Annotated in this window: 12 protein-coding genes; 1 reads left to right on the forward strand and 11 read right to left on the reverse strand. The window is 69.6% G+C overall.

Annotation, left to right across the window (positions count from 1 at the left end):
* Positions 1 to 63 precede the first annotated feature (63 nt).
* The gene (locus EV675_RS09170; RefSeq protein ID WP_165404512.1) at positions 64 to 1527 is read left to right on the forward strand and encodes a glycosyltransferase; all 1464 of its coding nucleotides are present in this window, start codon (positions 64 to 66) and stop codon (positions 1525 to 1527) included.
* A 16-nt stretch (positions 1528 to 1543) separates the two neighbouring features.
* Here EV675_RS09170 and EV675_RS09175 read toward each other — a convergent pair whose 3' ends face one another.
* From EV675_RS09175 to EV675_RS09225, 11 genes are all read right to left on the reverse strand, one after another.
* Positions 1544 to 2653, reverse strand: coding sequence for a sensor histidine kinase (locus EV675_RS09175; RefSeq protein ID WP_165404513.1), 1110 nt, complete (start codon positions 2651 to 2653; stop codon positions 1544 to 1546).
* 82 nt (positions 2654 to 2735) lie between these two features.
* The gene (locus EV675_RS09180) at positions 2736 to 3752 is read right to left on the reverse strand and encodes a UDP-glucuronic acid decarboxylase family protein (protein WP_130356956.1); all 1017 of its coding nucleotides are present in this window, start codon (positions 3750 to 3752) and stop codon (positions 2736 to 2738) included.
* Positions 3749 to 4750: a glycosyltransferase family 4 protein gene (locus EV675_RS09185; RefSeq protein ID WP_130356957.1), complete on the reverse strand. Its 1002-nt coding sequence runs from the start codon at positions 4748 to 4750 to the stop codon at positions 3749 to 3751. Before EV675_RS09185 ends, EV675_RS09180 begins: the two co-directional genes overlap by 4 nt.
* Entirely contained in the window at positions 4743 to 5828 is a 1086-nt protein-coding gene (locus EV675_RS09190; RefSeq protein ID WP_130356958.1) for a glycosyltransferase family 9 protein, read from the reverse strand. The genes EV675_RS09185 and EV675_RS09190 overlap by 8 nt, the downstream gene beginning before the upstream one ends.
* Positions 5825 to 6814, reverse strand: coding sequence for a glycosyltransferase family 2 protein (locus tag EV675_RS09195; RefSeq protein WP_242621367.1), 990 nt, complete (start codon positions 6812 to 6814; stop codon positions 5825 to 5827). The genes EV675_RS09190 and EV675_RS09195 overlap by 4 nt, the downstream gene beginning before the upstream one ends.
* Complete coding sequence (locus EV675_RS09200; RefSeq protein WP_130356960.1) at positions 6811 to 8550, reverse strand: carbamoyltransferase family protein; 1740 nt, start codon at positions 8548 to 8550, stop codon at positions 6811 to 6813. The genes EV675_RS09195 and EV675_RS09200 overlap by 4 nt, the downstream gene beginning before the upstream one ends.
* A gap of 22 nt (positions 8551 to 8572) precedes the next feature.
* A complete protein-coding gene (locus tag EV675_RS09205; protein WP_130356961.1) occupies positions 8573 to 9697 on the reverse strand; it encodes a glycosyltransferase family 9 protein in 1125 nt (374 codons plus the stop codon).
* Complete coding sequence (locus EV675_RS09210) at positions 9694 to 10275, reverse strand: D-glycero-alpha-D-manno-heptose-1,7-bisphosphate 7-phosphatase (RefSeq protein ID WP_130356962.1); 582 nt, start codon at positions 10273 to 10275, stop codon at positions 9694 to 9696. The genes EV675_RS09205 and EV675_RS09210 overlap by 4 nt, the downstream gene beginning before the upstream one ends.
* Complete coding sequence (locus EV675_RS09215; RefSeq protein ID WP_423213222.1) at positions 10266 to 11012, reverse strand: SDR family oxidoreductase; 747 nt, start codon at positions 11010 to 11012, stop codon at positions 10266 to 10268. Before EV675_RS09215 ends, EV675_RS09210 begins: the two co-directional genes overlap by 10 nt.
* A gap of 1 nt (position 11013) precedes the next feature.
* The gene (locus tag EV675_RS09220; protein WP_130356964.1) at positions 11014 to 12306 is read right to left on the reverse strand and encodes a glycosyltransferase; all 1293 of its coding nucleotides are present in this window, start codon (positions 12304 to 12306) and stop codon (positions 11014 to 11016) included.
* A 146-nt stretch (positions 12307 to 12452) separates the two neighbouring features.
* Entirely contained in the window at positions 12453 to 12971 is a 519-nt protein-coding gene (locus EV675_RS09225) for a hypothetical protein (RefSeq protein ID WP_130356965.1), read from the reverse strand.
* Between the last annotated feature and the right edge of the window lie 19 nt (positions 12972 to 12990).

Consider the following 12990-nt stretch of genomic DNA (forward strand, 5'->3'; position numbering starts at 1 on the left):
AGGTCTGTTTTCTCCATGCGCGTGCTCCATATTTGCAGAGTCTATTTTCCTGACGGATGTGGCGTGACCGAACGTGCCGTCCACAGCATCGCTTCCAAGGGCGGCGCCCACGGGATCGACAGCCGCGTGCTGACGGTGTCGCCGCGCGGCGGCTGCGACGAGGCCGATCTGTCCGGATATCGCATCAAGCGCTATGCCGCATGGCGCAGCGGCGGTTCTCCCGCCTTCATCGCCAGGTTCCGCCGCGAGGCTGCCTGGGCCGATCTTCTGCACTTCCACTTTCCGTGGCCCTGCGCCCAATGGGCCTATCTGCTCGGCCGCGTCGCGGTGCCGGCCATGGCAACGGTGCATGCCGACGCGGCCGGTGGCGGACTCCTGGCTCGCCGCGGGCGGGACGGGTTCCTGGCGCGCATGCGCCGCATCATCGTGACGTCGCCCAACTACCTGGAAGGAAGCGCGATCCTGCGCGGCCTGCACGGCAAGGTCGAGGTGGTGCCCGCGGGCATCGAGGACCTTCCCGCACGCGATCCCGAGGCCGTGTGGCGCTGGCGGCAACGCATCGGCCAGCGTTTCTTCGTGTTCCTGGGCGGCCTGCGCGACTACAAGGGCCTGCACTATCTGCTGGATGCGATGCAGGGGCGCGACTACCCCCTCGCCGTCGCCGGGGACGGGCCCGAGCGGCCTGCGCTCGAGGCGCACGCCCGGGCAGCGGGCCTGCGCAGCGTCCGCTTCCTGGGCCCGCTGGGCGAAGACGACAAGCACGATCTGCTGGCCGCGGCATACGGTTTCGTCCTGCCTTCGTGCCGCCGCGACGAAGTCTTCGGCCTGCCCCTGGTCGAGGCATCGGTGCATGGCTTGCCCATGATTTCCTGCGAGGTGGGAACCGGTACGAGCTTCGTCAACCTGCACCAGGAAACCGGCCTGGTGGTTCCGCCCTGCGATGCCCGGGCCCTGGGGGCCGCCCTGGACCGTTTCTGGCTGGAGCCGGCCCAGGCCACGGCCTGGGGGGAAGCGGCCCGCCGGCGCTATGTCGACCACTTTACCGAACAAGCGATGGTCGCGCGCCATGCCGCGTGCTACGGAGCGATACTGGGAAGGGCACCTGAGGCGGGCGGCCGCGCGCACGGCGGGCACGCGTATTGCTGGCGCTTGCCAGACACGAAGGAGGCCACCATGCCCATCGACCCCAGGCGCGGCAGACCCGCATCGCCCGCTTCCCGCCCATCCCATCCGTCCACGCCCTCGAATCTGCCGGAAGCCGCGGTGGACGAGACCGGCAACGAAGATCCCGGCGCCGAGCTGACCGAGCTGCCCGAGCACGAAAAGCAGGAGCAGGCCGGCATTCCGCCCGACGAACGGGGTGGGCGGTCCGGCCGCGCCAAGCACGAGCGCACCGTGGGCAACCATCCGGTGGATCCCAACAGCATGCCGTCTCGCATCGGGCTGCCAGTTGGGGTCGACCGTGAAGCCGCCGCCGATCCGGGCCGGCAGACGCCCGAGGCTCCGGAGACGGACAACCGGAGCTGAGCGCGGCCGGCGCCGGTCAGTCGGGGGACGGATCGTCGGGCAGCCACAAGGTGAAGGTGGTGCCCGATTCCGAGGACGCGACGGTCAGGGTGCCCTGGTGGGCCACCGCGATCTGCCGGGCGATGTAGAGACCGAGCCCCAGGCCGGTGCGGCGCCGCTCGATGCCGTGGCGCGGACCCCGCATCAGCGGATCGAATATCTGGTGCCGCATGTGGGGCGGGATGGGCGTTCCCTGGTTGTGGACTTCGGCGATCACGCCGTCCTCGGCGCGGCGCACCCGCAGCGCGACCGGGCGGTCGGTGTCGCCGTGCTGGACCGCGTTGGCCAGCAGGTTGGCCAGCAACTGCGCGAGGCGGTTGGCGTCCCAGCGGCCGGCAAGCCGCCCCTGGCATTCCAGTAAGAAGTCCCGTTCCGGATGTACGGCCCGGATCTCGTCCAGCGCGCGCGCGCAGACGTCCTTCAGGTCGCTGTTCGAGAGCGCCAGCGGAAGCGGGCTGCCCAGGCGGGTGCGGGTGAAGTCCAGCAGGTCGTCGATCATGCGCTGCATGCGCGAGCCGCTGTGCCCGATGCGCGTGGCGGCTTCCCTGCACCGGTCGGGAAGCTCGTCGGTCAGCATGAGGGCCTGCGCCGACATGGCGATGGCGCCCAGGGGCGTCCGCAGGTCATGGGCGAGGATGCCGACGAACAGGTCGCGGGCTCGTTCGAGGCCCGCCGAGTAGCGGGAAATCGATTCCTTCAGCGCCAGGTCCAGCGCTTGGTTGAAGCGCACCAGGTCTTCGCGCGCATCGGTTCCCATCTCGTCGGTTTCGCGCCCCCAGCGCTCCAGGATGTTGGCGCGCAGCGCGCAGAACTCGGCCACCATCTCGGTCAGGGTGAAGCCGGCTCGCAGCCGGTTGCGGGCGTGGACGTGCGCCTGGCGGGTGACGCCATGCGCGGCTTCCCCGTTGTCGGTCCCCTGGGGGCCGGCCCGCAGCTCGGCCGCGAGTTGGCGCAGCAGGGACCGGGCCGAGGTCTGCAGGGCATGCTCGGACACGGCCGAGCGCCGCAGGTCCAGTTGCCGGGCGAAATTGCGCCAGTCGCTAAGTAGCAGGTCCAGGTTCGCGTCGATGAAGTCGGCCAGTCTCATAGCCCCTCCCGGCATATATGGCCACGCGTGGGATAGCGCTGCACGACGGGGTGCCGGCATGCTTGCCGGCGGATTGTAGATCCTAGAGAGGGCTGGCGGATGCATGAGCAAGGCTGGTTACAAGCTTGGCGGCGGGCGCCGGCCCCGACTGGAAGAAGCGCTGCCGGAAATAGGCCAGGGTGCGCCGCAGGCCTTCTTCCAGCGGCGTGCCGGGCTCCCAACCCAGCATGCGGCGGGCGAGATCGATGTCGGGACAGCGCCGTACCGGGTCGTCCTGGGGCAATGGCCGCAGCTCGATGTCCGACGCCGAACCGGCCAGTCCGCGGATGGTCCGCGCTATTTCCAGCACCGTGGTTTCGTGGGTGTTGCCCAGGTTCACCGGGCCGTGGAAGCCGTCGGGACTGTTCATCAGGCGCACCAGGCCGTCGATCAGATCGTCCACGTAGCAGAACGACCGGGTCTGGCCGCCGTCGCCATAGACCGTCATGGATTCTCCGGCCAGCGCCTGCATCATCAGGTTGGATACGACGCGCCCGTCGTCGGGCCGCATGCGGGGGCCGTAGGTGTTGAAGATGCGGGCGATCTTGACCTGCAGTCCATACTGGCGCTGGTAATCGGCGAACAGCGTTTCCGCGCAGCGCTTGCCTTCGTCGTAGCAGGCCCGTATGCCGTTGGGATTGACGTGGCCCCAGTAGTCCTCGCGCTGGGGGTGGCGGTCCGGATCGCCGTAGACCTCGCTGGTCGAGGCCTGCAGGATGCGCGCGTTCAGGCGCTTGGCCAGGCCTAGCATGTTGATGGAGCCGTGCACGCAGGTCTTGGTGGTCTGCACCGGGTCGTGCTGGTAGTGCACCGGCGAGGCGGGGCAGGCGAGGTTGTAGATCTCGTCGGCCTCGATGTAGAGCGGGAAGGTGATGTCGTGGCGCAGCAGCTCGAAGGCAGGATGGCCGATCAGGTGGGCGATGTTGGCCTTGGTGCCGGTATAGAAGTTGTCGACGCACAGGACCTCGTGTCCGGCTTCGATCAGCCGCGTGCACAGGTGCGACCCCAGGAAGCCGGCACCGCCGGTGACGACGATGCGGCGTGGCAGGCGTGGGTTCATGATTGCATCTCCTCGGAGTGGGCGGCCAGGTCGGGGGACGTGCGCGTCGCTTGCGCGAAGACGTCCATCCAGTCGCGTACGAAGCGGTCGATGCCGAAGCGCTGCAAGGCCCGCAGGCGCGCCTCCTGGCCCCAGGCGCGGGCCAGTTCGGGGTCGGCCAGAAGTTCGTGCATGACGTCGGCCAGGCAGTCCAGGCGGGTGTCCACGTAGCCGTTGGCGCCGTTCTCGACCACGGTGCTCATTTCCGTGGTGGCCAGGCCGACGACGGGCACGCCCGCCATCATGGCCTCGATTACGGCCAGCCCAAGGCTGGTGTAGCGGATGGGGTTGAAGAAGAAGCGGTAGCGGGCCATGAGCGCGGGCAGCTCGAGGTTGGGCACCTCGCCCAGGCCGCCCAGCGACTGGGCGTCCATGCCGGCCAGGTCCAGCGGCACGCGGGCGCGCAGCGCATCGTAGACATCGGCCCCCAGGCGCCGGCCGCGGCGTTTCAGGTGATTCACCACGACGATGCCGCGCGGCGTCGTGCCCTGGTATTCGACGTCCGGAGGCAGCCGCACGCCGTGCTCGACCACGCGCGCGGGCGTGCAGCCGCTGTCCCACATCAGGGCGTTGAACGGGGTGACGTGGACCAGGGTGCCGCGGGGCTCCTGGAACCAGTGCACCGTATTGGTGGGGTGCTGCTGCGGCGGGTCGTGTTCCAGGTAGATCTGCGGCAGCTGGCGCTGCGCGGCCGACAGCAATTGACCGCGATCCTCCAGGTAGGCCTGCCGGGATTGGTACAACACGCAGTCCAAGCGCATGTCGCGCACCTTCCCCGCGGAGACTTCGTGGACGTTGCGGCCCCACGGCAGGCCGCGTCCCAGCGGCGCATGGCCGGGCCCGCCGTCCGGGCGCGTGACGACGTGGAACTCGTGCGGCACCTGGGTGAGGTAATAAAGGTAGTTGCCGTGTACGTGCCAGGTCAGGATGCGCAATGGTCGCGCGGGGGTATCAGGCATGGCTGGGCTCCTTGCAAAGCATGCGTTCGGCCTGGCGGATCACCTCCGAGGCCTTGATTCCGAGCGCGCACGGATGGCCGATCGGGCAGTCGGGGTAGGCGCAGGGCCGGCAGGCCACGTCATGCCAGAGCACCACGTGCCGCGTACGGTCGGCCGGCGCCCAGCGATGCACGTCGCTGCCGCTGGCGACCACCACACTGGGGGTGCGCATCGCCGCCGCCACATGCGAGACGCCGGTATCGTTGCAGATCAGCAGACGGCATCGTTCGAGCAGGGCCGCCAGTGTGCCCAGGTCCGTGCGGCCCGCCAGGTCGCGCAGCGGCGTACCGGCCAGGCGCGCGACCTGGCGTGTCAGCGCGCGTTCTTCGCCGCTTCCGGTCAAGGCCACGTCGAAGCCCGCCCGCGCGACCGCCGAGGCCACGGCCGCATAGCGGTCCGCCGGCCAGCGGCGCGAGGACAGGCGGGCACCGGGGTGGACCAGTACCGTGCGGTCCGGCCGCAATCCTTCCCGCGCGGCCAACCGGGCGGCCGCCTGCCTGTCTTCGTCCGCCAGCGGAAACTCCAGCGCGGCGTCCATGCAGGGAACGTCCAGGAAGCGCATCAGCGCCAGGTAGCGCTCGACTTCCGGCAGACGATCGGGCCAGGGCAGCCACCAGGCATTGCGCTCGGAGCCGGGCGCCTGCCCGGGCTGGAAGCCGGCCAGGCGTGCGGCGCCCAGGCGGCGCACGATGTCGTTGGTCAGGCGGCCGCTGCCGTGCAATTGCAGGGCGACGTCGAAGCGCTGCGCCCTGGCCCGGTCGAAGAAGGCGGGCAGCGCCTCGGGGCGGGCAGGTTGTTCCGGCAGGCCCTCCAGTCCGGGAAAGGCGGCCAGTTCGTCGACATAGCGGGCGAAGCGCTGCTGGAACGCCCGCGCCCCCGCCAGGCCGACCAGGGTGATCCGGGCGTGGGGAAAGCGCGCGCGCAACGCCCGCAGGGCCGGCACGGCGCACAGCATGTCGCCCAGCTGCAGCGCGCGGAACACGGCGATGCGGCGGGGTTCGGGTTGCCACAGCGGATGGACGTCCGGCGTGTCCGTCATAGGAATTTCGCCTTGAAATGCCACGCCCCGCGCAGCCGCCAGAACAGGGAAAGCGGAGGGATCAGGACCGAGGTGACCAGCATCTCGATCACGTGCGACGGTGCGAGCGACGCGCCGCGCAGCCGGACGAGGCAGAAGTGCAGAGTCAGGGCCGACCAGACCGCCAGCCCACCCCACGCCAGCAACGGAAGGCCGGCCGTGGCGCCCGCCAGGATGGCCAGCGCCGCCGCGACGATGGCGAAGTAGTTCCAGGGGGGGCGGCGGCGTATGCGCGACCGGTACAGCAGCGGATGCTTCTTGTAGAGCAGGGCGTCGAAGAACACCTTGCGCTGCTGGCCCACGCTGATGCCGACGGGCGCCGGCCTGACCGGATGCAGCACGACGGCGTCCTCGGCCCGCGCGATCCGGCGGCCGTGCGCCAGCAGCGTGAACTGCAGGTCGGAGTCCTCGCGCCAGGCCAGCGTGAACCGCTCGTCGAAGCCGCCCACGGCGACCAGCGCCCGCTTGCGCACCAGGCAGTTGGCGGTGGCGAACTCCGCGTGTTCCAGGCCGCCGGTATCCCGCTCATGGTCGCGCGGCCGGTCTGGCAGCGGCACGCGTATCCGGCCGACGACAGCATCGACGTCTTCCGTCATCGCGTCCAGGCCGCGGCGCAGCCAGGATGGCGTGGGAATCGTGTCGTCGTCGGTGAAGGCGATGATGGGGGCGCGCGCTTCTTCCCAGCCCCGGTTGCGTGCGCCGGAGGGGCCTTGCGTGCCTTCGGCTTCAAGGCAGCGCACGCTCAATCCGCGCGCGGCATGTTCCCGGGCCAGCGTTTCGACCACGCGGCGGGTCTCGCGATCCGGGCCGTCGTCGACCACCAGCAGCTCGAAACGCCGGGGATCGAGGTCCTGCCACGTCAGCGCCCGCAGGCAGCGTCGCAGCATGCGCGGCCGGCGATAGGTCGGCACGACTACCGAGACCAGCGGGGCCGGAAAGGTACTCATGCCGATTTCTCCAACAGGAAGGAGCCGATGGCGAGTGCATCCAGCGGAGACGTCCAGAAGCATTCGATCGCATCGCGCGGCGTGCATACGACGGGTTCGCCCCGGGTATTGAAGGAGGTGTTCACCAGGACCGGCACGCCCGTGCGGCGTTCGAACGCCGCAAGCAGGTCGTAGTACGCCGGATGCTGGTCGCGCCGAACCGTCTGCACCCGCGCGGTGCCGTCGGTGTGACGCACGGCAGGAATGCGATCGGCCTTGTCCGCCAGGACGTCGAAGACGAACAGCATGAAGGGCGCGACGATGGGGCCGGGGCGCGAAGTGGCGAACCAGTCGCGGGCGCGTTCTTCCATGACGACCGGCGCCACCGGCCGGAAGTCTTCGCGGTCCTTGATCTCGTTGAGCCGGGACTGCATGCCCGGATCGATGGGCGAGGCCAGGATGGAGCGCGCGCCCAGGGCGCGCGGCCCGAATTCCATGCGGCCCTGGAACCATCCCACGATCCCGCCCCGCGCCAGCAGATCCGCCGTGGCTTCGGCAATGTCCGCCGGCCTGCGGTAGGACAGCTTCGAGCGTTGCAGGAAGGCCTCGATCTCATCGTCGCCGAATTCCGGTCCCAGGAATGCGTGCTCCATGACCCAGCGGCGGTCCTGTCCCGCGCGCTGCCGGCTGTCCACCCACAGCGCGGCGCCCAGCGAGGTGCCGGAGTCTCCCGCGGCCGGCTGCACCCATACCTCGCGGAAGGGGCCGCGCTCGCGCAGGCGCGCGTTCATGACACAGTTCAGCGCCACGCCGCCGGCCATGCAGAGGTTGGGCGAACCCGTCTCGCGATGCAGCCAGCGCGCCATGCGCTCCACCGTCTGCTCCAGCGCGAACTGCAAGGACCGGGCGAGATCGTAGTGATGCTTTTCCAGCGGGCCGCCCCGGCGCCGCGCCGGGCCGAAGCGCTGCGCCAGCGACAGCGGCGACACGGTATAGCCGCCGTCGTCGCCCACACGCATGACCTCCTCGAAGAAATCCGCGTGGCGCGGTTCGCCGAAAGAGGCCAGGGCCATCACCTTGTATTCGTCGGAGGAATGCAGGAAGCCCAGGTGGCGGGTGACTTCCTCGTACAGCAGACCCAGCGAATGGGGAAGGTCGATCTGCTTGATGCGCCGGTAGGCGCCGCCGGCGTAGTGTCCGTAGCTGGTGGTGGCGCGCTCGCCCCGGCCGTCCATGGTCAGGACCGCCGCGTCGTCGAAGGGAGCGGCCAGGAACGCGCTGGCCTCGTGCGCCAGGTGATGCTCGACGAAATGCCAACGCCGCAGGATGTCGCCGGAGGTCGCTCCGCGCAAACGTTCCTGGAGATGATGCGGGGCGCCGTCGGCCAGTTGGCGGGGCGCGTTGACCACATACGACAGGAACAGCGGATCCCAGGGCGAAGTCGTCGCCGTGGGGCTGCCGCTGCGCGAGGGCTCCAGCGGCAGCAGGATGTGCCCATCCACGGCCTGTTCCTGCAACAGCAGGGACGGGTCGTACGAATAGGCGAAGTGGTCGACCTGCCGAAGGTCGATGCCGGCCTGTGCCAGGCAGTAGTCGATGGCGTGGAAAGGCAGTTGCCAGGTCGTGAACGGCACTGGCCGCTTGCCGTGCTTGACGTGGGTGAAACGCTCTTCTTCCGCCGCCGCCAGCACCACGCCGTCGCGGACCAGTGTCGCGGAACAGTCGTGGTAGACCGCGTTGATTCCCAGTGTGTACATGGACGGACTCCTTGAAGGACGTTCAGGCGGCCTGCGTGGCGGCGCCTGAGCGGCGCCGCCAGGCCAGCAGTTCGTGCGCGGCCCGGACCACGGCGGCGGGGTCGACGCCCGCCAGGCAGGCGTGGTGGCCTTCCGGGCAGACGCTGCGATAGCAGTACTTGCAGGGCACGTCGCGGTTCAGCAGGCGGTGTTCGACGCCCCAGGGCGCGTGCTGGGGGTTGGTCAACGCATACAGGTCCGCTACCGGCGTGCCGACGGCCGCCGCCAGGTGCACCGGTCCGCTGTTGTTCGACACGAGCACCGCCGCTTCGGCCAGCAGCGCGCCCAGTTCCCCCAGGCTCAACGCACCCGCCATGTCGGTCGCGCGCCGGCCCGCCAGGACGTCGACGTGCTCGGCCAGCGGCCGTTCCCCGGTGTCTCCGGTCAGCACGACCGGAGCGGTGGCGGACAGTTCGCGGACCACCCGGGCGAACAGTTCGGGCGGATAGCGCCGGGACGGCGCGCTGGCGCCCGGGTGGACCACGATGCAGGAGGCTGCGTCTGCAATGCCGCGGGCGGCGAGTTTTCCCCGCATCGATGCACGATCGGCCGGCCGCACGGCGAACTCCAGTCCCTCGGCCGCCGGGCGGGCACCGATCGACGCCACCAGGTCGAGCTGGCGCCGGGTCTCGTGGCGTCCGCCATCCATGGGGACATCGTCCTTCGTCCAGTCCGTAAGCAACTGGTACGGGTTCTCGCGGGCATGGGCAAGCACGCGCGGGATGCCGGCCAGCCGGCACATCAGGGCGGCAGGCAGCGCGCTCTGGCTGTACACGGTAAAGATCGCCGCCGCGTCGAAGCCTCCGGCGCGCAACCGCTCGATCATGGCCAGGTCGGGGGCGGGATTGGCCGTCCGCAGGTTCTTCACCCACGGTGCCTCGTAGGCGATCGTCGCATCTACGCTGGGCAGGTGCGGGGCCAGCCGGGCGCCGGCGGGCGAGCATAGCAGCGTGACGCGCCGGCCGGCCGCCGACTGCTTCAGCGCGCGCAGCGCCGGCGTGGTCATCAGCACGTCGCCCAGGTTGTCCAGTCTGATGCAGAGCAGGTTCGCGGCCCGGTCCCAGCCCGTGTTCACCGGCATGTCGTCCTGCCGCGCGGGGGCACTCATGCCACCTCCCTGGCGCGTAGCGCCACCGCCACGATGGTGGCCGCCTGTCCGAAGCCATCCACGACGTAGTCGGGCTCGCGGAACGGACCCCCCACCCATTCGGTTTCATGGCCGTTGTTCAGCAGCACGGTGCGGCAGCCCGCGCGGCGGCCGGCTTCCACGTCGTCCAGGATGTCGCCGATGAACCAGGAGCGCTCCAGGTCCAGGTCCAGATCGCGCGCTGCCTGGCGCAGCAGCCCGGGTCGGGGTTTGCGGCAGGTGCAGGGCAGGGCATAGGGACGGCGCACGCCGCGCGCCAGGTGGGGGCAGTAGTAGAACCCGTGCAGCCTCGCATGGGCGCCTTCGAACATGCGCGCCAGTTGCAGGTGCACGCCTATCAGCGCCTCTTCTTCGAAGAGTCCGAGCGCGACGCCGGGCTGGTTCGTGATGACGACCATGGGCGCGTTCGTGCCTCCGAGGCGCCGCAGGCCCGCTTCCACTCCCCGCTCGAAGCGCATCCGCGCCGGATCGACGTTGTAGGCGTCGTTCACCAGCAGCGTGCCGTCCTTGTCCAGGAATATCGCCGGTTTCAGGGCCATGACGTTTCTCGCATCGGCAGCACCATCACCTCGGGGATGACGGTTTCGTCGGGTTGCAGCAGGACGAAGCGCACGGTGCGCGCGACGTTGCCCGGGTCCTGGAGCGTGTCCGTGTCGATGTCGGGAAAGCGGTCCAGCAGGAAGGGCGTGCGCATGCCGCCGGCCACCACCGCCGAAACCTTGATGCCCTGGGGTCTAAGCTCGGCGTGCAGGGCGTGCGACAGGCCCAGGAGGCCCCACTTGGTTGCGTGGTAGACGGCGGCGTTGGGCCAGGCGCGCTTGGAGGCGGTCGAGGCGATGTTGACGATGTGTCCGTGTCCGCGCTGCTTCATGTGGGCGCAGGCATGCCGGGACACCAGAAAGGGCCCGGTCAGGTTGGTGCGCAGGATGCGGTCCCAGTCCGCCAGCCCCAGTTCGTCGATGGGTACGGTCAGGTCGATGGCGGCATTGTTGACCACCGCATCCAGGTGGCCGAAACGAGAGATGGCGCGGTCGATGGCAGCCCGCACGTCGCTCTCGTTGCCCACGTCGAAGCCGATCGCATCGGTGTGCGCGCCGATGCGCCGGGCCATCGCATGCGCCTTGCCCTCGTCGATGTCGCCGATCAGGACGTGGGCGCCGTCGGCCGCCAGTTCCTGGCAGATGGCCGCGCCCAGTCCCTGCCCCCCGCCTGTCACCAGTACCGTCCTGCCTGCCATGCTCGTGGGTGTCCGGGATGTCATGCTTTTCTCCTTGATGTCATTTGGCGGCCAAGGCGGCTTCGGCCATCGGTTCGCGCCGCGTGCGGCGGGGCAGGGCCGGGGCCTGGGCCAGGCCGGCATAGGCGCGCAGCATGTCGCGGGCAACGAAGTTCCAGGTGAACAGCTTCTGCGCGCGCCGCAGGCCGTTGCGGCCCAGCCGCCTGGCTGTCTGCTCGTGCCGGGCCAGGAAGGCCAGGCGTTCGGCCAGCGCCTCGGGATCGCGCGGCGGGACGAGATAGCCGGTCTTGCCGTCGATCACGGTGGACCGTATGCCGCCCACCGCCGCGCCCACGACGGGCCTGGCGCAGGCCATGGCCTCGACCGGCGTGATGCCGAAGGGCTCGTACCAGGGCGTGGTGACGAACACGTCGCACGCGCCGTAGAACAGCGCCAGGCGATCGCGGTCGCATCGTCCGCAGAAGGACACCGCCTCGCCTACGCCTTCCTCGTGCGCGATGCCGCGCAGCCGTCCCAGTTCCGGCGTGGCCAGGTCGTCGGGCCGCGCCGCGTCGCCGCCCACCACGCACAGGACGGCATCCACGCCATGGCGGCGACGCAGGACGGCCAGCGCGCGTATGACGTTGTCCACGCCCTTGCGCGGCACCATGCGGCCCAGCTGCAGCAGCGTGAATTTCTCCGGGCTCCATCCCAGCGCCACGCGGGCGGCGGCCCGGTCCATGGGCGCGAGTTCGTCGGCATCGAAGCCGCAGGGAATGATGTCTATCTTCGCGGGGTCGGCGGCATAGTGCTCGACCAGGTCCTCGAGGTCCTGCGGGCATTCGGCGATCAGCTTCTCGGCCCGGCGAACCAGTTCCAGCTCGATGGCGTAGCGTTCCGCGGGAAACCGGTCCGCGCTGCCCTGGTGCTTGCGGCGCACGCGGTCCAGCGCGTGGAAAGTCATGACCAGCGGCACGCCGAATTCGCGCGTGACCGGCAGGGCCGCCAGGCCCGACATGAAGAAGTTGGCATGGACGACGTCGTAGATCGGCCAGTTGTTGCGAAAGTAGTGAAGCAGGAATTCCGAGAAGTGCCCCATGTAGGGCAGCAGCGATTCCTTGGCAATCGGGCGCGCGGGGCCGGCGGGAACATGGATGACCCGCACGCCCGGCTGCCAGGCCAGCGTGCGGGGCAGCGAAGGGTCGTCCAGGCGGGTGAAGACGTCGACCCGGTTGCCCTGGGCGGCAAGCTCGCGCGCCAGGTGCGCGACATAGATGTTCTGGCCGCCGCTGTCCACGCTGCCGGGGGGCGCCAGCGGGGATGCATGTTCACTGACGAGGGCGATGGTGCGCATGGTGATGTCCCTTTCGTTGATCAGCACAACTACGGGGACAGGCACCGCATCTTCCGTTCCCGGCCCGAGAAGCGGCTCCAGTCTCCATGGGCTTTCCGGCCACACCAGTAAGGCCTACACGAGCGTGAACTTCTTGCCGACGTTTCCTACAGGACCAGTCCGCGGGACTCCGACAGTGCCCGGCCCTTGACGATCGCCCGCAGGCAGGCGGCAACGGTCATCGCGAAGGCCTCGTCGTACCAGGGGTTGGCGCCGCTGGACGCGACCACGTAGCCGTCCAGGCACGCGGTGCCCCACAGCGTGGAGTCGGTTTCCCGCAGCAGTTGCGGATACGCGGTCTGCACGAGGTGGCTTTCGATACCCGTACGCCAGCTGATCCGGGCCTTGCCGCGCGCGAAGGCGGCGTAGTCGGCATCCCACTGCTGCGGGTCGCCGACGGCGTGTTCGTAGAGAATGGCCTCCTCGAACTGGTCCCGGCCGGGGGAACTGGCCGGATCCATGATGACGAGATACAGGAAGCCGCTTTCGCCGACGCGGGTGTCGCGCATCGCGGCCTCGATCATCGGCAGCGCCATGCGGACAGCCTGTGCGGCCGCTTGCCTGTCCGCGTAGAAGCTGGGCGCGGACACCGTGGAGGCCGAGGCAAGAAAGGGATTGCCGTTCATGGGAAGACTCCTTGGTGGT

The organism is Pigmentiphaga kullae, from assembly GCF_004216695.1.
Classification (GTDB): Bacteria; Pseudomonadota; Gammaproteobacteria; order Burkholderiales; family Burkholderiaceae_B; genus Pigmentiphaga; species Pigmentiphaga kullae.

Bases quoted from the DNA above. Each gene is read 5' to 3' on its own strand.
- EV675_RS09225 (WP_130356965.1), bottom strand. From the start codon at position 12,971: ATGAACGGCAATCCCTTTCTTGCCTCGGCCTCCACGGTGTCCGCGCCC.
- EV675_RS09180 (WP_130356956.1), bottom strand. From the start codon at position 3,752: ATGAACCCACGCCTGCCACGCCGCATCGTCGTCACCGGCGGTGCCGGC.
- EV675_RS09195 (WP_242621367.1), bottom strand. From the start codon at position 6,814: ATGAGTACCTTTCCGGCCCCGCTGGTCTCGGTAGTCGTGCCGACCTAT.
- EV675_RS09210 (WP_130356962.1), bottom strand. From the start codon at position 10,275: ATGGCCCTGAAACCGGCGATATTCCTGGACAAGGACGGCACGCTGCTG.
- EV675_RS09220 (WP_130356964.1), bottom strand. From the start codon at position 12,306: ATGCGCACCATCGCCCTCGTCAGTGAACATGCATCCCCGCTGGCGCCC.
- EV675_RS09190 (WP_130356958.1), bottom strand. From the start codon at position 5,828: ATGACGGACACGCCGGACGTCCATCCGCTGTGGCAACCCGAACCCCGC.
- EV675_RS09185 (WP_130356957.1), bottom strand. From the start codon at position 4,750: ATGCCTGATACCCCCGCGCGACCATTGCGCATCCTGACCTGGCACGTA.
- EV675_RS09205 (WP_130356961.1), bottom strand. From the start codon at position 9,697: ATGAGTGCCCCCGCGCGGCAGGACGACATGCCGGTGAACACGGGCTGG.
- EV675_RS09200 (WP_130356960.1), bottom strand. From the start codon at position 8,550: ATGTACACACTGGGAATCAACGCGGTCTACCACGACTGTTCCGCGACA.
- EV675_RS09175 (WP_165404513.1), bottom strand. From the start codon at position 2,653: ATGAGACTGGCCGACTTCATCGACGCGAACCTGGACCTGCTACTTAGC.